The 18533-nt window shown below is 42.0% G+C and carries 20 protein-coding genes; 19 read left to right on the forward strand and 1 reads right to left on the reverse strand.

What is annotated here, in order from left to right; genetic code table 11:
• Positions 1-42 precede the first annotated feature (42 nt).
• The 12 genes from rbfA (at position 43) to V6984_RS10625 (ending at position 13399) form a co-directional block, all read left to right on the forward strand.
• Entirely contained in the window at positions 43-414 is a 372-nt protein-coding gene (gene rbfA, locus V6984_RS10570) for a 30S ribosome-binding factor RbfA (RefSeq protein WP_342759983.1), read from the forward strand.
• A gap of 49 nt (positions 415-463) precedes the next feature.
• On the forward strand, positions 464-1423 hold the full coding sequence (locus V6984_RS10575; RefSeq protein WP_342759746.1) for a bifunctional oligoribonuclease/PAP phosphatase NrnA: 960 nt from the start codon (positions 464-466) through the stop codon (positions 1421-1423).
• A gap of 28 nt (positions 1424-1451) precedes the next feature.
• Entirely contained in the window at positions 1452-2354 is a 903-nt protein-coding gene (gene truB / locus V6984_RS10580) for a tRNA pseudouridine(55) synthase TruB (RefSeq protein ID WP_342759747.1), read from the forward strand.
• Between the two features lies 1 nt (position 2355).
• Positions 2356-3276, forward strand: coding sequence for a bifunctional riboflavin kinase/FAD synthetase (locus V6984_RS10585; protein WP_342759748.1), 921 nt, complete (start codon positions 2356-2358; stop codon positions 3274-3276).
• 175 nt (positions 3277-3451) lie between these two features.
• Positions 3452-4624, forward strand: a complete 1173-nt coding sequence (locus tag V6984_RS10590; RefSeq protein ID WP_342759749.1) for an NlpC/P60 family protein — start codon at positions 3452-3454, stop codon at positions 4622-4624.
• Positions 4625-4753: 129 nt separating this feature from the next.
• Positions 4754-5020, forward strand: coding sequence for a 30S ribosomal protein S15 (gene rpsO, locus V6984_RS10595; RefSeq protein WP_342759750.1), 267 nt, complete (start codon positions 4754-4756; stop codon positions 5018-5020).
• A 207-nt stretch (positions 5021-5227) separates the two neighbouring features.
• Positions 5228-7327, forward strand: coding sequence for a polyribonucleotide nucleotidyltransferase (locus tag V6984_RS10600; protein WP_342759752.1), 2100 nt, complete (start codon positions 5228-5230; stop codon positions 7325-7327).
• A 134-nt stretch (positions 7328-7461) separates the two neighbouring features.
• Positions 7462-7764 (forward strand): PadR family transcriptional regulator, encoded by a 303-nt coding sequence (locus V6984_RS10605; protein WP_342759753.1) that lies wholly within the window; start codon positions 7462-7464, stop codon positions 7762-7764.
• Between the two features lie 10 nt (positions 7765-7774).
• Positions 7775-8434, forward strand: a complete 660-nt coding sequence (locus tag V6984_RS10610; RefSeq protein WP_342759754.1) for a DUF1700 domain-containing protein — start codon at positions 7775-7777, stop codon at positions 8432-8434.
• A 236-nt stretch (positions 8435-8670) separates the two neighbouring features.
• On the forward strand, positions 8671-10155 hold the full coding sequence (istA, locus tag V6984_RS10615) for an IS21 family transposase (protein ID WP_342756614.1): 1485 nt from the start codon (positions 8671-8673) through the stop codon (positions 10153-10155).
• Between the two features lie 10 nt (positions 10156-10165).
• A complete protein-coding gene (locus tag V6984_RS10620; protein WP_342759755.1) occupies positions 10166-10816 on the forward strand; it encodes an ATP-binding protein in 651 nt (216 codons plus the stop codon).
• A 561-nt stretch (positions 10817-11377) separates the two neighbouring features.
• Positions 11378-13399: a thioredoxin domain-containing protein gene (locus V6984_RS10625; protein ID WP_342759756.1), complete on the forward strand. Its 2022-nt coding sequence runs from the start codon at positions 11378-11380 to the stop codon at positions 13397-13399.
• A gap of 79 nt (positions 13400-13478) precedes the next feature.
• On the opposite strand, the gene grcA3 is transcribed toward V6984_RS10625, so the two are convergent.
• Positions 13479-13718 carry an autonomous glycyl radical cofactor GrcA3 gene (gene grcA3 / locus V6984_RS10630; RefSeq protein ID WP_342759757.1) on the reverse strand — a complete coding sequence of 80 codons (240 nt, stop codon included), beginning with the start codon at positions 13716-13718 and terminating at the stop codon, positions 13479-13481.
• Positions 13719-13912: 194 nt separating this feature from the next.
• Here grcA3 and spoIIIAA point away from each other — a divergent pair, with 194 nt between their 5' ends.
• From spoIIIAA to V6984_RS10665, 7 genes are read left to right on the forward strand one after another with little or no spacing between them, the layout of a single operon-like run.
• Positions 13913-14863, forward strand: a complete 951-nt coding sequence (spoIIIAA, locus tag V6984_RS10635; protein ID WP_342759758.1) for a stage III sporulation protein AA — start codon at positions 13913-13915, stop codon at positions 14861-14863.
• On the forward strand, positions 14851-15369 hold the full coding sequence (locus V6984_RS10640) for a stage III sporulation protein AB (RefSeq protein WP_342759759.1): 519 nt from the start codon (positions 14851-14853) through the stop codon (positions 15367-15369). The genes spoIIIAA and V6984_RS10640 overlap by 13 nt, the downstream gene beginning before the upstream one ends.
• A gap of 20 nt (positions 15370-15389) precedes the next feature.
• Positions 15390-15584 carry a stage III sporulation protein AC gene (gene spoIIIAC / locus V6984_RS10645; RefSeq protein ID WP_342759760.1) on the forward strand — a complete coding sequence of 65 codons (195 nt, stop codon included), beginning with the start codon at positions 15390-15392 and terminating at the stop codon, positions 15582-15584.
• A 20-nt stretch (positions 15585-15604) separates the two neighbouring features.
• Entirely contained in the window at positions 15605-15991 is a 387-nt protein-coding gene (locus V6984_RS10650) for a SpoIIIAC/SpoIIIAD family protein (RefSeq protein WP_342759761.1), read from the forward strand.
• On the forward strand, positions 15988-17154 hold the full coding sequence (locus tag V6984_RS10655; RefSeq protein ID WP_342759762.1) for a stage III sporulation protein AE: 1167 nt from the start codon (positions 15988-15990) through the stop codon (positions 17152-17154). Before V6984_RS10650 ends, V6984_RS10655 begins: the two co-directional genes overlap by 4 nt.
• Positions 17155-17156: 2 nt before the next feature.
• The gene (locus V6984_RS10660; protein WP_342759763.1) at positions 17157-17825 is read left to right on the forward strand and encodes a stage III sporulation protein AF; all 669 of its coding nucleotides are present in this window, start codon (positions 17157-17159) and stop codon (positions 17823-17825) included.
• Positions 17826-17834: 9 nt separating this feature from the next.
• Positions 17835-18506 (forward strand): hypothetical protein, encoded by a 672-nt coding sequence (locus tag V6984_RS10665; RefSeq protein ID WP_342759764.1) that lies wholly within the window; start codon positions 17835-17837, stop codon positions 18504-18506.
• The last annotated feature ends 27 nt before the right edge of the window (positions 18507-18533 follow it).

Raw genomic sequence — 18533 nt, forward strand, 5'->3', positions numbered from 1 at the left:
TCTATGGCTTCTGGTACGGCCTTGAAAGAAATGGATGATGATATGAGAAAAAATAGTTTAAAGAATACACGCATCAACGGGGAAGTACAGAGAGCTTTGGCTGAGATCATACGTGGAGGAATCAAGGATCCGCGTATCAGCCCTCTCACCTCGGTGGTATCGGTAGAGGTGTCTCCGGACTTAAAGACATGCAAGGCATGGATCAGCGTGCTGGGAGAAGAAGATGCCCTAAAGAGCACGCTGGCAGGCTTAAGAAGCGCGAGCGGCTATATTAAGAACCAGCTGGCAAAAGAAATCAATCTAAGAAATACGCCGGAAATCACTTTTATTATGGACCAGTCCATCGCTTATGGGGTGAACATGTCCAAACTGATCGACGAAGTGAATAAGGAAGGCGGTAAAGAAGAGGAGTAGGGGTAAATGTTTGACTTCCGCCTTTTTAGGCGGAGAAAGGGGGCGGACGATGAAAATTTCAGAAGAATTAAAAGGGGCGCAGACCATTGGCATCAGCGGACATATCAGACCTGACGGAGATTGCGTCGGCTCCTGTATGGCTTTATATTTGTATTTAAAAAAGGAATTTCCCGAGGCGCAGGTGGAAGTGTTCCTGGAGCAGCCTCCTGAGGTTTTTAACTGTATCAAGGACATAAAAGAAATACGGACCGATTTTAAAACGGAGCTTCAACGCTTCGATGCTTTTATTGCCCTCGACACGGTGAAAGAGCGTATGGGAGAAGCGGAGAAGTTTTTTGACAATGCGGGTAAGAAGATAAATATCGACCACCACATCAGCAATAAAGGCTGCGGTGGCACGAACTATATCGATGCGCAGGCCAGCTCCACCAGCGAGCTGATTTACAAGGTATTAGACGAAGAAAAGCTGGATGAAGAAATCGCTAAGGCAATTTATATCGGCATCATACACGATACGGGAGTATTCAATTATTCCAATACCACCCCGGATGCGCTTGCAATAGCATCTAAGCTGATTTCTTTCGGTTTTGATTTTTCCGAAATCATAGAAAAGACCTTTTATGAAAAGTCATATGTGCAGAACCTTCTGCTGGGGCGTGCGCTTTTGGAAAGTATCACATTTATGGACGGAAAATGTATTGTTAGTGCGATACATCAGAGAACTCTGGCTTTTTATCATGCGGATTCTAAGGATTTGGAGGGCATCGTAAGTCAGCTTAATCATACAGAGGGCGTGGAGTGCACCATTTTCATGTATCAGACGGGAACGATGGAATACAAGGTAAGCCTGCGCTCCAAGGGAATGGTAGACGTGGCGCAGATTGCCGTATTTTTCGGCGGCGGAGGGCATGTACGTGCGGCAGGCTGTACAATGAACGGCACCTTCCACGACGTAGTGAATAATCTATCTCTGCATATTGAAAAAGAACTTCAGAAGAATATGAGATAAAACATGCAAAAGATTATGGAGAGGTAAGATGTATAACGGAATTATCAATGTATATAAAGAAGCAGGCTTTACCTCTCATGACGTGGTGGCGAAGCTTCGTGGAATATTGAAGCAGAAGAAGATAGGGCATACGGGGACGCTGGATCCGGATGCGGTAGGAGTGCTCCCGGTCTGTCTTGGAAGTGCTACTAAGCTGTGCGATATGCTTACGGATAAGAGCAAGGAATACCGGACGGAGTTTCTGCTTGGAAAGATAACGGATACGCAGGATATTTCGGGTAAGGTTCTTTCAGAAAGAGAGGTAGACGTTACTGCATTACAGGTGCAGGAGGCTGTCTTGTCCTTCGTTGGAGCCTATGATCAGGTCCCGCCCATGTATTCTGCAATTAAAGTAGACGGAAAAAAGCTGTACCAGCTTGCGCGCGAAGGCAGGGAAATAGAGCGGAAGGCAAGGTCGGTACACATTGATTATATAACGATAAATAGTATAGAACTTCCTAAAGTTGCAATGACGGTAGGCTGTTCAAAGGGTACCTATATCCGGACACTATGCCATGATATCGGTCAAAAGTCAGGCTGCGGAGCCGTGATGACACATTTGGAGAGGACCCGTGCAGGCGGATTCGTTTTAGCGGATTCCATGACACTCGGCGATATAGAGAAAGCTGCAGTGCAGGGCACTGTAGGTAAATACATACTTCCGGTGGATGCGGTATTTAAGGATTATAAAGCGGTAATGGTAGAGGAAAAGTTTAAGAAACTTATCGACAACGGGAATTCCTTTTATGCCGGTATGCTGACGGAGACGGGCGCATACGGGGATGAAGAACCGGTGCGGGTGTACGGCTGTGAAGGAAAGTTTTACGGCATATATGAATATTGTTCGCGGGACGAGCGGTTTACTCCTGTGAAAATGTTTTTGGAGAAATAAAATGCAAATTATTCAAGGAACGACAGAATTCGAGTTAAGCGAAAAGAGTGCGGTTTCCATAGGTAAATTCGACGGTATCCATTTGGGGCATCAGAAATTGCTTGGCAATATATTGGAGCAAAAAGAACAAGGTCAGAAAGCGGTTGTATTCACTTTCGATCCGCCGCCCTCCGTACTTTTTGGAAGAGCGGACGATAGGGAACTGATGACGAAAAAGGAGAAAAGAACGGCCTTTGATCGGATGGGAATTGATGTACTCATAGAATTCCCGCTGACAGCGCAGACTGCAGCCACTTTGCCCGAGGATTTCATCGAGGATATTCTGGTAAAGAGGCTTCGTGCCGAATACATAGCAGCGGGAGCCGACGTGTCCTTCGGCGATAAAGGGGCAGGAAATTACATGCTCTTGCGTTCTATGGCAAAGCATTTTGGATATCAGGTGGAGATTATTGATAAGATTTATTTTAATGGACGGGAAATCAGTTCCACCTACGTGCGTGAAGAATTGGAAAAAGGCAATATGGAAACTGTGGCAAAACTGCTGGGAGCCCCTTATGGCATAAGTGAGACGGTAGTCCATGGAAACCGTTTTGGCAGAACAATCGGAATGCCTACGGCTAATCTTCTGCCTTCTGAGACTAAGCTATTGCCTCCAAGAGGGGTCTATTATTCCGAGGTATTCATAAAAGAAATGCGATATGCCGGGATAACGAATATCGGTTACAAGCCCACAGTAAGCGATATAAAGCAAATGGGTGTGGAAACCTTTATTTATGAATTCGATGAGGATATTTACGGAGAAGAGATGACGGTAAGACTGCTTTCCTATAAGAGGCCGGAGGAAAAATTTGACGGTAAAGCTGCTTTAAAGGAGCAGATGATAAAAGATATCGAAGAAGGAAAGGCATTTCATTTCGGATAGTGAATCTCGTGTCAGCGGGGAGAGCAAGGCGTAAGGACGCAATGCAGAATAATGTAGAAAAAGCGCGAAAACTTCCAAAGTTTCCCGCTTTTTTTTATTTGACAGCAGTATGCTCTGTTGCTATAATAACCCTGTAATATATTTAATAATTCTGTAATATATCGCGGAGGTTTTCATGAAATATAAAATGACGGGCATTGCCAGTATGTGCATAACGGGAATGATCTTACTGCAGAATACTCCGGTACATGCAATAGAAGGCAGTGAAGCGCTGGAGAAGCTGTTTTTGTCGAAAGAGGTTTCCACTGTTGCAAACAATGAACTGGGAACGAATTATTCCATAGCCGAAGGCATTACTACGGCCAGTGTGTTCAAGCCGAAAGCGATTGCGGTCACGGAGCCTATAAAGGAATCCATAGCACAGCCGGTAGGAGCAGCGGCCTTGCTGGAAACGGAAAAGACGCAGGAAGAATATATCGCTGCGGCAGATGAGGCTCAGGGCGCGCTCTGGGGATATACGAATCTCGGTATTTCCAATGTGGACAATAATTTAAATATAAGACAAACGCCTGCAGATGACGGAAAACTGGTAGGGAAGCTTCCGAAGAATGCGGCATGTGAAATAATAAAGAACGAAGGTGAGTGGACGCTTATCAAGTCCGGAAAGGTAGAGGGCTATGTGAAGAGCGAATTCCTATTGAATGGCTGGAATGCAAAAAAGCGTGCCAACGAAGCTATGGCCGTAGTTGCAGTAGTCAATAGCGACAGCTTAAAGGTCAGGGAAAAGCCGAATACGGACTGTGAAGTGATTACCATGGTTCCTAAAGGAGAGGAACTTGACGTAGTAGCAGTAGAAGGCGACTGGGTTAAGATTTTAATCGACGATGAGGAGAATTATGTTGCGGCAGAATATGTCAGCGTAGAGGAGAAGCTTGCAAATGCTATTACGATGACTGAGTTGTTATATGGGCAGGGTGTGTCCAATGTTCGTGTGGATTTGTGCCAATATGCAAAGCAGTTTGTAGGGAATCCTTATGTGTGGGGCGGAACCAGCCTGACCAAGGGCGCGGATTGTTCCGGTTTTGTGCTCAGCGTATTTAAGAATTTTGGTATCTCTCTGCCTAGAAATTCAGGGTCACAGGCGGGGACAGGAACGAAAATATCCATTTCTGAAGCGCAGCCCGGTGATTTGATTTTCTATGCGAAGGGCGGCAGCATCAATCATGTAGCGTTGTATATCGGCGGGGGGCAGGTGGTGCATGCCAGCAGTCCTAAGACGGGAATCAAGATTTCCCAATATAATTATAGAACTCCTGCAAAAATAGTACGGGTTTTGCCAAAAGATTGATTTGTAGTGTTTACATGAAGAATAAAATGTGTTAAAATGACAAAGTATGATATGGAACCGATACTCAGATTAGGGACGACTCCGACCCCATCTTAGTATACGGCGTTAAGACAAGAAGGAGGAAATCAAATGATTTCAAAGGAAAAGAAAACATCGATTATTCAGGAATACGCCAGAACAGAAGGCGATACCGGTTCACCGGAGGTACAGATTGCGGTACTTACAGCGAGAATTCAGGAGCTTACAGAGCATTTGAAGAGCAATTCGAAGGATCATCACTCAAGAAGAGGGCTTCTCAAAATGGTTGGACAGAGACGTGGTCTTCTCGGTTATTTGAAGAAAACCGACATTGAGAGATACCGTTCTTTAATTGAAAGACTTGGAATCAGAAAGTAATTATTAAATGGAAAAAAGGCGGATACAGACTGATAGGTTGCAGTGTCCGTCTTTTTATGCGTAAATAGGATATGTTAATAAAAGGCGGAGGGGATACTCCGAGACCACTGATGTGAGCTCGAACTTAAAATGTTTTCTGCTTCGAGAGTACATCAGTAGTTTCGGTATCTCTTGCCTTTTAAGTATAAAAAAGGAGAAAAAGAGTAAATGGAAAAAAATTACAAAACTTTTACAATGGATCTTGCTGGCAGAACTCTGAGCATCGATATAGACAGAGTCGGCAAGCAGGCAAACGGCTGCGCGTTCATGCAGTATGGTGAGACTACCGTGCTTTGCACGGCTACGGCTTCTGAGAAGCCGAGAGAAGGAATCGATTTCTTCCCTTTAAGCGTAGAATATGAAGAAAAATTATACGCAGTAGGAAAGATTCCCGGTGGCTTTAATAAAAGAGAGGGTAAGGCTTCTGAGAACGCCATTTTGACGAGCCGCGTTATCGACAGACCGATGAGACCTCTTTTCCCTAAGGATTACAGAAATGATGTCACTCTCAACAATATGGTAATGTCTGTAGATCCGACCTGCCGTCCTGAATTGGTAGCTATGATCGGTTCCGCAGTTGCAACATGTATTTCAGACATTCCCTTTGACGGACCGTGCGCAACGACACAGATAGGCATGATAGACGGTGAGTTCGTCATCAACCCTTCCCAAGAGGAGTGGAAAATCGGTGATCTAAATCTTACCGTAGCTTCTACCGCCGAAAAAGTTATTATGATTGAGGCGGGTGCTAACGAGGTACCCGAAGGTAAGATGATTGAAGCGATTTATATGGCCCATGAAATCAATCAGACGCTGATCGCATTCATCAACAAGATCGTTGACGAAGTAGGAAAAGCGAAGCACGAATATACAAGCTGTGCAGTACCGGCGGAAATGTTCGAGGAGATGAAGAAAATAGTAACTCCTGAAGAAATGGAAGAAGCAGTATTCACGGACGAGAAACAGGTGCGTGAAGAGAATATAAGAAAGATTACGGCAAAATTAGAAGAGGCCTTTGCGGAGAACGAAGAGTGGCTTGCTATTTTAGGTGAAGCTATTTATCAGTATGAGAAGAAGACAGTGCGTAAGATGATTTTAAAGGACCATAAGCGTCCGGACGGTCGTGCTATTACGCAGATCAGACATCTTGCTGCCGAAATCGATTTGATTCCCAGAGTGCATGGTTCAGCGATGTTTACGCGCGGCCAGACACAGATTTGTACGGTGACGACGCTGGCACCCCTGTCTGATATGCAGAGAATTGACGGTTTGGATGAAAATGAAGTAAATAAAAGATATATGCATCATTATAATTTTCCGTCCTATTCCGTAGGAGAGACGAAGCCCAGCAGAGGGCCCGGACGCCGGGAAATAGGACACGGAGCACTGGCGGAGAAGGCTCTCATTCCGGTACTTCCTACGGAAGAGGAATTCCCGTATGCGATCCGTACGGTATCTGAGACGTTTGAATCCAATGGCTCTACCTCTCAGGCGTCTGTCTGTGCATCCACCATGTCCCTTATGGCTGCCGGAGTTCCCATTCGCAGACCGGTTGCAGGTATTTCCTGCGGTCTTGTGACGGGAGAAGGCGACGATGACTATATCGTGCTTACGGATATTCAGGGCTTGGAAGATTTCTTTGGAGATATGGACTTCAAGGTAGCGGGTACTCATGATGGAATTACTGCCATTCAGATGGATATTAAGATTCACGGTTTGACCAGACCTATCGTAGAGGAAGCGATTCAAAAGACGAAGGAAGCGAGAGAGTATATTCTTAATGAGATCATGACTCCCGCTATCGCGGAACCCAGAAAAGAAGTGGGACCGTATGCACCTAAGATTATTTCTGTTCAGATCGATCCGGAGAAAATCGGTGATGTGGTAGGACAGCGCGGCAAGACCATTAATGAAATTATTGCGCGCACCGGTGTTAAGATCGATATTACCGATGATGGAAAAGTATCTATCTGCGGTACAGATGCCGAGATGATGGATAAAGCGGTGGAAATTGTTAAAATCATCACGACTGACTTCGAAGAAGGACAGATTTTCAAAGGGACGGTTGTCAGCATAAAGGATTTCGGAGCATTTGTTGAATTTGCGCCGGGTAAAGAAGGAATGGTTCATATTTCCAAGATTGCAAAAGAAAGAATCAATCGTGTGGAGGATGTACTGTCTCTCGGAGACAAGGTGACGGTAGTATGCCTTGGCAAGGATAAGATGGGAAGACTCAGCTTTTCTATGAAGGACGTAGCTCAGGTATAATTGAAGAGATAGCAATAAATATGACAAGAGGAAGCTTTGATGTATAAAGCTTCCTTTTTATTAAACATATATTATAAAATATATTGACAGATTATACTATGTAATATATAGTATTATGTATAAGAAGGTATTATATGGATGCACAACTAAGAAAAGGATTTTTGGAATTTTGTGTTTTGGCTGTTTTGGAAAAGCAAGATTCTTATGGATATCAAATTATAAAGGATATATCGTGTCATATCGAGATTTCAGAGGCAACCTTGTATACTATATTACGGAGAATGGAAGCAGGGAATAATGTAATCTCATATATGGTAGAACATAACCATCGGTTGCGTAAATATTTTCATTTAACGGATAAGGGTCATATATATTTAGGTATGTTTCGTCAAGAAAGGGAGCAAATAATTAAAATTTTAGATTTTATTGGGAAGTAGGCAAATAAAAATGAAGAATCAATTTTTAAAGGAATTGAATCATGAACTAAAGCGTTTGACGAAAGATGAGAGAAAAAAGAGCATTAATGACTATGAAGAAATAATTTTGGATAAAATGGAAAATGGTATGACGGAAGAAAATGCCGTTTATAGTTTGGGCAATGTCAAACAAATAGCAGAGGACATTATAAATTCTTATGAAGATCTGGATGAAAAAAAAGAGGATAATTATAAGAAATTTAGTATAATATATCCCTTTGTAGATATATGTATAATCGGTGTATCGTACCTATTGGCATATTACTTATGTCTTGGCAGTGGTCTGTATGGAAGAGGAAATTTACATTTATCATTTGGAAAATATATGTTTGGTCTGGTTTTTATCATACCAGGTTATTTGGTTTTATATTATTTTTTTAAAGCTTATATTACAAAATATATTCATGGGTATCGTTGGGAAATGAAGAATATTTTTTGGGCAAACTTGGTAGGAATAATCATTTTTTTAATAATATTATATCTCTTTAATATTTTTGAGTTTTCGAGGATTATGGTATTGACTTTCTGGGTCATAAACATTTTACTAGAATTTACAATGCGAAATTCTGCTTTTTGGGGCTTGATGAGACTTTGCAAGAGGATTCAATCTAAAAAATATAATTACTTTTAAATAATTTATTTGTTTTTCTGCATATTCCGGTCAATCTGCATGCCGATTCCGATAGCAACTGCATGGCACTTCCGACCGGTTCTGCACGCCTTTCCGCTTTAACTGCATAAATATTTTCAACGTGTTATAGTTCTTTCGTAGTCATAAAACAAACTACGAAAGGAGGCATGCAAATGCAAGACTACAACACTATTATTTGCGTGATTCAAATGCGCCAGAATAAGTGCTCAATCAGTGTGATCCAAGACCGATATCATATCGGCTCCGGAACGGTGCAGCTTATTCTAAAACGTTACAATGCTTCGGGTTTCGCCCTGGAGCAACTAAAATCCATGGAACCACCTGAGGTTGAGATGCTGTTTTATCCACCCGAGAACCTACAACGCAAAGACATCCAACTACCAGAATTCCAGCACTATTTCAATCGTATTCATTCCAAAGGAAGTAAGGTGAATGTATCTTACTGTTGGATGGAATACAAACAGGAACATCCTGATGGATACGAACAATCCCAGTTCTACGAACTTTATAACCGCTTCGTAGAACAAAACTTTGGAAAGCGTGATGTCAAGATGGCAGTGGAACGCGTTCCCGGAGAAAAAATGTACATCGATTGGGTCGGTGACCAACCAGAGCTATTAATGGATCCAGAAACCGGCGAAATACGGAAGGTACATTTATTCGTAACCACGATGGGACTTAGCAGCTATATCTATGCGGAAGCATTCTTAGATGAAAAGTTGCAAAGCTTCTCGACAGGAACGGTTCATGCACTTCAATTCTATGAAGGGATACCTAAGTATCTTGTTCCTGACAATTTAAAAGCTGCTGTTACAAAGCATACCAAGGATGAGCTGATTTTACAGTCTGCTTATTCTGATCTGGAAGATTTCTACGATACGATCGTACTCCCTCCACCGCCTCGAAAACCGAAAGGGAAACCTACCGTGGAGAATCACGTGCGCTATCTTGAAACCCATCTTGTAGAAAAACTCAAAGAGAACATTTATATCTCTTTGGAAGAGTTGAACGCTGACATACAAAAAATAGTAGCGACCCTCAACTCTAGGAAATTTCAAAACAAGAATTACTCAAGAGCCGACGCATTTGTAAAGTACGACAAACCGTGTATGAAACCACTGCCAGGCGGATGCTTCACGGTATGCGATTACAAAACAGTCACAAGAATTCCTGATAATTACCACATCGAGTATGACGATCACTACTATTCAGTAGTGTATACCCATTGTGGAAAACCTGCAATTATAAAGGCAACAGCATCAGAAATCCGTATCTGCGATGGATACAACAGATTGATCTGCAAACACAAACGGTCTTACAAGGACTTTCCCAAATACATCACAGAAGATAGTCATATGAGACCGGAACACCTTTACTACAAGGAAGTCAATGAAAAGGATGGTGCTTACTATAGGCGCTGGGCTTCAGTATTCGGACCTAACATGGAAGAATGCATTGATAGGCTACTGAAAGCTTCTAAACACGAGGAACAAGCCTATAATGCGTGTGCTGGGCTTCTTCATACGGTAAAAGAAATGCCGCATGGAATCGTAGAAGAAACAGCACGTCAGTGTATTCAAATGAACTCCTGCCGTTACAAAACATTTAAGCAGGTATTAAGTCGAATGCAAAGCAATCCGATTAGTCCAGGAGTTCTTCCTGAACACGAAAACATCCGAGGAAAGGGCTTCTATAAGTAAGGTGAGAATTATGGCTTATACACAAAAAAACTATACATACAATGACAAGCTAAGCACTGATGAAAATCTGTTATTGGACAAACTATTTAAACTCCGCCTGTCCCACATGTCGGAGGCATTGGAGAAGCAGTTCCTTAACCCCAACACGGCACTCGAGGACTTTCATACCCGTATATCTGAGATTATTCACTATGAATGGGATCAGCGTCAGAACACAAAGTTCAACAAGCTACTTAAGAAAGCGTCCTTGAAATATCCGACTGCAGACTTTGATTCTGGTCTTTACGAATCAGATCGTATGCTGGATACTCACACCATTGAGTTACTACAAAAATGTGAATGGATTGACGAACCTAAAAATCTATTGATTACTGGTAGCGCTGGGGCAGGCAAAACTTATATCGCGAATGCACTATGCATTACCGCTTTACAACAGCTACGAACAGTAAAATATATCAGAGCCAATGCACTTCTTCTAGAAAGTGAAAAGGCACGTCAACTTGGTCATGCCTACGATTATACAAATCAGATGGCAGCTTATGACTTGCTGGTAATTGATGATTTCGGTCTTATGGAACTAAGCATGGATAAGTGCCGTGACCTCTTTGAAATCATTGAAACAAGAGATTGTAAAAAGGCAACAATGATTGTATCTCAATGAGATTACTCCATTTATTGTAGTTTCAAAGACTAAGACGTACATGATTTCATATGAAGGGCATATTACTCCACCTGCAACATTTAGTTATTCTGGCTATGAGAGTGACTGGAATACTAATATGAGTGGTACATTATATTTAAAGATGTATAATTATGATATTTGGCCACATTTTCCTAAATCTACGAATGCAACATATGAAGGAACAATTGTTGGAACTATCTAGAGATTAAGAAGAGGTATTGATTTTATGTCTAAAATCGGTGTCTCTGTCAGATTTGATTTACCATTCTAAGTTCAAAAGTCTGCCGTACAAATTTAAGTGCGGCAGACTTTTTGAATAAATATATATTTTTAACGGACTCAAATAACAAAAGAAATAATCCTGGATTTCTGTGCCTTAGCAGCTATATTTCCAGATGGATTAATGAGATTAAAAAAATATTATTATTGATAAATAGTGTATAAGAACTGATATAATATGAATACTGAAAATAAATAGATTTGTATATTCACATAACACCTTTTCACGTGGTGGAATAAAAAGTTATCGGAGGAATCAGTTTGAATAAATTAGGTAAAGAAAAATCCCCCTATCTGCTCCAGCATGCCGCGAATCCTGTAAACTGGTTTCCTTGGAAGCCGGAGGCCTTTGAGCGGGCAGCACGAGAAGACAAACCTGTTTTTTTAAGTATTGGATACAGTACCTGCCACTGGTGTCATGTCATGGCGCATGAATCCTTTGAGGATGCCGATGTAGCGGCAGTCCTTAACGGCGATTATATCTGTATCAAGGTAGATCGAGAGGAACGTCCTGATATTGATGCAGTCTATATGGCGGCATGTCAAATGCTCACCGGATCAGGCGGCTGGCCCCTTACTGTTATCATGACGCCGGCGCAAAAACCATTCTGGGCCGGAACCTATTTGCCTAAAACGGCAGCCTATGGCAGAATGGGACTTATGGAACTATTAACAGCGGTCAAACAGTTGTGGGAAACGGACCGGAAGATGCTTCTTTCAAAGGGAGAACAAGTTACAGCCTTATTAAATGAACAGCAGGGAATCCTCGGAAAGAACATGGAACCTGATAAAGCTCTTTTGGCAAAAGCGGCTGAACAATTTAAGAGAATATATGATACGCAGTGGGGAGGATTCGGAACAGCCCCCAAATTCCCGGCACCGCACAATCTGTTATTCCTTTTACGTTATTCTCTGCTGGAGAAAGACTCTTCTGCGTTAGAAATGGTAAAGCACTCGCTTACTCAAATGTTCCGCGGCGGTATATTCGACCACCTTGGCTGCGGTTTCTCCCGCTATTCCACCGATGAAAAATGGCTTATACCTCATTTCGAAAAAATGCTCTATGACAATGCCTTGCTCACGCTTGCCTATTTGGATGCATACCATATCACCAATGATATATTTTTTCAAATGGTAGCAGAACGTACTCTGGATTATGTGATGCGCGAACTGCATGATGAAAAAGGTGGGTTTTATTGCGGACAAGATGCAGACAGCGATGGTGTCGAGGGTAAATATTATGTATTTACAAAACGGGAAGTATTTAATATATTGGGTGAACAGGACGGAGACATTTTCTGCTTATGGTATGGGATCACTGAGCATGGGAATTTCGAAGGAATGAACATTTTAAATTTACTGGACAATCCTAAATATACCGAGGAGGATTCCTGTATAAAAGAACTTTCTCATAAGCTGTACACTTACCGACTGAACCGTACTAAGCTGCATAAAGATGATAAGGTGCTTACTTCGTGGAATGCACTTATGATCGCAGCTTTGGCAAAAGCGGGGTGGCTGTTTGGCAGACCGGAATATATACAAAGAGCAAAGGAAGGGCAGTACTTTCTGCAAAATACTCTGACTGATGGGAATGGTGAATTAAAGGTTCGTTGGCGTGAAGGTGAGGCGGCACATGACGGTCAGTTGGATGATTATGCGTTTTATGCCTATGCCTTACTTGAATTGTATAAAGCCACGTTTGAAATTGAATATCTACAGCAGGCTATCAACATTTCAGAACGGATGACCGATCTATTCTGGGATCAGGAACGAGGCGGATTTTTCCTCTATTCCAAAGATAGTGAGCAGTTGGTCAGTTGTCCGAAAGAAACTTATGACGGGGCGATGCCATCCGGCAATTCGGTAGCGGCAGTTGTGCTGGAATGCCTTTCAAAATTGACAGGTGATACAAAGTGGCAGCAAATGAGTTACCGGCAATTTTGCTTTTTAGCCGGGGCAATACAGGATTATCCTGCCGGACACAGCATGGCGTTGCTTGCGGTCTCTCAGGCAGTTTATTCTTCTTTTGAACTTGTCTGTGTAACTTCGGAAAAAAATGTTCCAAAGGAATTAGTCACCTGTTTGAAAAGAACACCTTTACCCAATTTGTCATTACTCATTAAAACAAATGAAAATAAGGATGAATTGGAACGTGCAGCCCCTTTTACGTCAAGCTATCCGATTCCGGAAACTGGAACGACGTATTACTTGTGTCATAACGGTGTTTGTTCCGCACCGTTTAACAATCTTCCGGCATTATTTGATCAATTGCACACTTGAAGGTGATTTCAACAATAAAAGTCTGTCGTACAAATTCAGTACGGCAGACTTTTCTGTAATTCTATCGCATAGAGGAGAATTAGATGATTTCATGGAAGGTTCTGCTTATAACGTCGTTTTGCTGCTCGGGCGTTAATTTAATAAAATTAACCGCATAGCCGCTGACGCGGATAGTCAGCTGAGGATATTTTTCCGGATGCTTCTGAGCATCCAGGAGCGTATCTTTATTCAATACATTGACATTCAGGTGGTGACCGCCTTTTTCTGCATAGCCGTCCAATAAGCTTACTAAGTTATCAATTTGAGATGAGTTTGTCATAAAAAATACCTCTCTTTCTATTTATATGTTTTGATAATAATAATCGTTACTGTTTTATGTGATAATCATATCACCTGCAAATGATATTGTCTATGGAAATTCAAAAAATGGATGTATTTTTTTTGATACAAAAAATTTGGAATAACTTGGACAACATTTCATATATTGAGATAAGAGGACGGAGGCGAAGGCGCGTGGCAAAGGGAGAAGAAATTCTGCATATATTTCCCGATTATATGAGGGACAAGTGGGGAATCGTTATAAAGCAAGCCGATAATCTGCAGGAAATAAGGCTTAGAATCGGCAGAGAAGTCATCGTTATTCTTCAAAATGAGGAATGGTATCTATCGGAGGATGGACAGGTCACGAGACAGCAGGAGGGTGCATGCCTCATGTCAGAAAGGGATATGGAAGCTATATTGAATCACATATGCGAATATTCTGTGTATGCTTTTGCTGATGAAATAAAACAAGGATTTCTTACTATACCCGGAGGGCATAGAATCGGACTTGCCGGACAAGTTATATTGCAGGAAAACAATATTATACGAAATATGAAGCATATAAGCTATATGAACATACGTATTTCCCATGAAATCAAAGGAGCGGCAGATATGCTGCTTCCATATATATACGAAGAGGGAAGACTGCTTAATGCTTTACTCATTTCTCCGCCAGGCTGTGGAAAGACCACACTGCTTCGGGATATGATAAGGCAGATATCCGACGGGAACCTCTATGGAAAAGGGATGGCGGTGGGGGTAGTGGACGAGCGCTCGGAAATTGCAGGCAGTTATCTTGGAAGACCTCAAAACGACATTGGGATGAGAACGGATATTTTGGACGCCTGCCCGAAGGTCCTGGGAATGATGATGCTGATCAGATCTATGTCCCCTCAGGCGGTAGCAGTAGACGAGCTGGGATGTGAGGAGGACATGAAAGCGGTATATCAGGTCATGCAGTGCGGGAGCAAAGTAATAGCTACTATACACGGGGATTCTTTGGAGGATGTAATGAATAAGAGTTTTTTATTCGATTTAAAGAAAAATAAAAGTTTCGGGCGCTACATATTGCTTGAAAAAGTAGGTGGAAGATGTGGCATAAAAGCCATTTATAACAGGAGTTTCGAATTATGTTACGGTTGATAGGAATCATATTTTTGGTGGGTGGAAGCTTTGGGCTCGGCCTATCTATGAAAAACCGGATGAAAGATAATCTAAATGCATTATATCAGGTACAGCAGATATTCAAGATGCTGCAAAATGAAATTACATACAGCAAGGCACCTTTGCCGGAAGCTTGCCGGAGAATAGGGAGCAGGATAAAAGAGCCTTACGGAAGAGCTTTTCATGATATATACGAAAAGATGCTATTAAATAGCGGGTGTTCTTTCTCTGAAATATGGAAGGAATGCATGAAAAAGTGTTTAAAAGGGACGGCACTGTCTGAAGAAGAGAAGCGAGTGTGTCTGGACTTTGCAGACTGTGCCGGATATATGGACGGGAAGATGCAGGCGGAAGCAATTGAGCAGTATTTACATCGCCTGGAGCTGTCGGTGAAGAAGCTGGAAGAAGATATGATAAATAAAAGCAAGGTAATTATGAGTTTAAGCGTAATGGGCGGTCTGCTTGTCGCCATTATACTAATATGACCGGTACATAAGGGGGAAATATGGGCGTTAGTCTAATATTTAAAATTGCGGCAGTAGGAATATTGATAACCATTTTGAGCCAGATATTAAAGCACAGCGGCAGGGAAGAGCATGCCTTTTTGATAAGTCTGGCCGGCTTAATACTCGTTTTGACATGGATCGTTCCATACATTTACGATTTGTTTACCATGATTCAAAATCTGTTCGAATTATAGTAGAAAGGAATGGTATTTCTATGGATGTGCTAAAGGTAGGAATGTTAGGGATAGCAGGTGTTATGATTGCTTTGCAATTCAAATCGAACAAGCAGGAATACGGCCTATATATCGGCTTTGCCGTGTGCCTGATTATTTTTTCCGCGGCGGTCCTGGGGCTTAGCTCATTGCTTAATAGTATGGGAGAACTGAAGCAATATATGAACGCCAATAATACATATTTCCAGATCTTGCTTAAGGTAATAGGCATCACTTATATTTGTGAGTTTTGTTCAGGAATATGCAAAGATGCAGGATATTCTTCCATAGCCGGGCAGGTGGAAATCTTTGGAAAGCTATCGGTACTTATTGCAGGTATGCCGATTCTGCTGGCAATTATTAAAAGTATTCAGGAGATTGCAGGATGAATAAAAATAGGAAGAGGATAATGAAAAAAATATTGCTCAGCGCAGTGCTCGTGTTAGCTCTTTCTTTTTTCATGGACAGGCCTGTATATGCCGCGGAGGCCGCGGTGGATTTTTCCAATATATGGGGAGAATATGGAATGGATGAAATATCTGATAATCTGGACCGGATACTGCCCAATTACGAATTTGACGTACAAGAGGTCTTGTCCAGTATATTGAAGGGGGATATATGGAACGCTATCAAACTGCTTTGGGACGGAGTAAAGGGAATGCTCTTTAACGAGCTGGCCGGAATGAGAAACATCTTCGTGTCCATTTTAATTCTGGGCATTATTTCAGCACTTTTCTCCAATTTCTCCGATATGTTCAAAAGTCATCAGATAGCGGATATCGGCTTTTACTTTCTCTACTTACTGCTGATGGCGGTGCTAATGAAGTCATTTCTGGCTGCGGCTGAAATTGCTTCCGGGGCAGTGGAAAATATTGTGCTGTTCATCAAGATGTTCATTCCCACTTATTTCATGGCAATCGGAGCGGCTACCGGAGCGGCAACAGCTGCAGTATATTACCAATTTACGTTATTCTTGGTATATGGAGTAGAAAAACTACTGTTATGTATTATGATGCCTCTTATATACAGCTACGTGCTGCTAGCCTTGATGAATGGAATATGGGCGGAGGAACGGCTTACCCTTATGCTGGAGTTTTTAAAAAAAGGAATTGTGCTGGGGCTTAAAGTGGCAATGGGAGCAATCACGGGTTTGAGCTTATTTCAATCAATGATAACACCTGTTATAGATTCGCTTAGAGCGACAGCAGTGAAGAAAGCGGTATCTGCCATACCGGGAATTGGAAATCTTGCGGAGGGAGTAACAGAAATGCTCATAGGTTCTGCCGTACTTATAAAAAACAGCATCGGCATTCTCATGCTGCTCCTGCTTCTCGCTATTTGCCTTATTCCCTTGGCAAAGCTGTTTATCATTGCCTGCATTATGAAAGGAAGTGCGGCGTTAGTTGGAATTGTAAGCGATAAGAGAATTACGGGATGTACGGACAGGGTGGGGGACGGAAGTTTTTTGCTGTTTCGCACGACATTTACATCGGTGGCACTGTTTATCATTACAATAGCGGTCGTTGCATATACGACGGGTAAGGGGATGTAACTGTGGGATATTCTTTTTTGGAATTCATGAAACGTATAGGAATTTTTATTATATGTGCACAGAGCATTCTGCACTTTGCGGCAGAGAAATCCTATGAAAGGTATGTGAAAATTTTGGTCGGTATCATGATATTGGCACAGTTTATTGTTCCTGTAAGAGCATTGCTTTTAGGGGCAGACAACGGAGAAATATGGTCGGCCATAGAGGAATTTCAAATAGAAATGGATAAGGCGATGGAGGATGCCGAAATCGTATATGAAGAAGAGGAAGATGGAGAACTTACGCAGGCACTTCAGGAAGAAATCAAAAAGAATCTGGAGGAGATCGCGGAAAATTATGGATATGGGGTAAGAGAGGTCTTTTTATATGAAGAGCCGCCTAAACTTAAGGTAAAGATATTTCATGAAAAGAGTGGATATGTAGGAGTTGCTGGTGTAGAAAAAGGCAGTGGCTATGGTATTGATATGGTAGATGAGGTGAAGATTGACGTGAAAGTTTCAGATTCTCTTTCGGAAGAAACAGAAACATATTCGAATGGAGATAAAAAAGAAGCAGAAGGATCATATATGAATGCAGAAGGCGAAGAGGCAGGAGAAATAGCAGAAATGAAAAAAGAATTCTGCAGCCGTTTGGGAACGGATGAATCATACGTGGAAATAATCGTGGAATAGGAGGCTCTGGTGGAAGGAGAAAATAAAATCGGCATATGGAAAAAAATTAAAGAGGGAAAACGGCCGGGGAAGGATCAGTTCGTTATTTTTATTCTTGCAGGAATCCTGCTTATTATCATTGCGCTTCCCACCGCCCAGACCTCGGAAAAAAATTCTAAGGACTCAGGAATATGGAGCATGGATTCGGATAAAATGAAAGTAACGCAGAACGCAGAGTCGGAAGAAAATATTAATAACGAAGAAATATATGCCCCGGCATCCATAAAAGGAGACGCTGAGGCATATGAGCAATATATGGAGAATAAATTAGAACAGGTAATTTCCTCAATGGAGGGGGCTGGAAAAGCAAAGGTGGCAATAACGGCGGGTACCTCGAAGGAGGCCGTTGTGGAGAAGGATATTCCGGAGACGAAGAGTACTACGGCAGAAAACGATGCAGGGGGCGGAAGCAGAAATATAGAAGCATCCGATATTCAGGAAGAAACAGTATATGTGAAAGAAAGCGACGGAAGCAGCACACCTTATGTAGTGAAAACCTTACAGCCCGAAATAGAAGGTGTAGTGGTCGTAGTTCAGGGAGGTGACAAACCTGAGGTAAGGAAAAATATTACTGAAGCAATTGTGGCATTATTTGATATAGAGTCACATAAAATTAAAATAATTAAAATGAAATCCGAATAAGGAAACCGAATAAAGAAAAGGGGAGAA

The sequence above is a fragment of the Kineothrix sp. IPX-CK genome, assembly GCF_039134705.1.
Classification (GTDB): Bacteria; Bacillota; Clostridia; order Lachnospirales; family Lachnospiraceae; genus Kineothrix; species Kineothrix sedimenti.

Coding starts and splice junctions, on each gene's coding strand:
- V6984_RS10605 (WP_342759753.1), top strand. CDS start 7,462: ATGGATGCACAACTAAGAAAAGGATTTTTGGAATTTTGTGTTTTGGCT.
- V6984_RS10655 (WP_342759762.1), top strand. CDS start 15,988: ATGAATAAAAATAGGAAGAGGATAATGAAAAAAATATTGCTCAGCGCA.
- V6984_RS10610 (WP_342759754.1), top strand. CDS start 7,775: ATGAAGAATCAATTTTTAAAGGAATTGAATCATGAACTAAAGCGTTTG.
- grcA3 (WP_342759757.1), bottom strand. CDS start 13,718: ATGACAAACTCATCTCAAATTGATAACTTAGTAAGCTTATTGGACGGC.
- V6984_RS10650 (WP_342759761.1), top strand. CDS start 15,605: ATGGATGTGCTAAAGGTAGGAATGTTAGGGATAGCAGGTGTTATGATT.
- V6984_RS10620 (WP_342759755.1), top strand. CDS start 10,166: ATGGCTTATACACAAAAAAACTATACATACAATGACAAGCTAAGCACT.
- rbfA (WP_342759983.1), top strand. CDS start 43: ATGAGAAAAAATAGTTTAAAGAATACACGCATCAACGGGGAAGTACAG.
- V6984_RS10575 (WP_342759746.1), top strand. CDS start 464: ATGAAAATTTCAGAAGAATTAAAAGGGGCGCAGACCATTGGCATCAGC.
- V6984_RS10600 (WP_342759752.1), top strand. CDS start 5,228: ATGGAAAAAAATTACAAAACTTTTACAATGGATCTTGCTGGCAGAACT.
- spoIIIAC (WP_342759760.1), top strand. CDS start 15,390: ATGGGCGTTAGTCTAATATTTAAAATTGCGGCAGTAGGAATATTGATA.
- V6984_RS10590 (WP_342759749.1), top strand. CDS start 3,452: ATGAAATATAAAATGACGGGCATTGCCAGTATGTGCATAACGGGAATG.
- rpsO (WP_342759750.1), top strand. CDS start 4,754: ATGATTTCAAAGGAAAAGAAAACATCGATTATTCAGGAATACGCCAGA.
- V6984_RS10640 (WP_342759759.1), top strand. CDS start 14,851: ATGTTACGGTTGATAGGAATCATATTTTTGGTGGGTGGAAGCTTTGGG.
- truB (WP_342759747.1), top strand. CDS start 1,452: ATGTATAACGGAATTATCAATGTATATAAAGAAGCAGGCTTTACCTCT.
- V6984_RS10585 (WP_342759748.1), top strand. CDS start 2,356: ATGCAAATTATTCAAGGAACGACAGAATTCGAGTTAAGCGAAAAGAGT.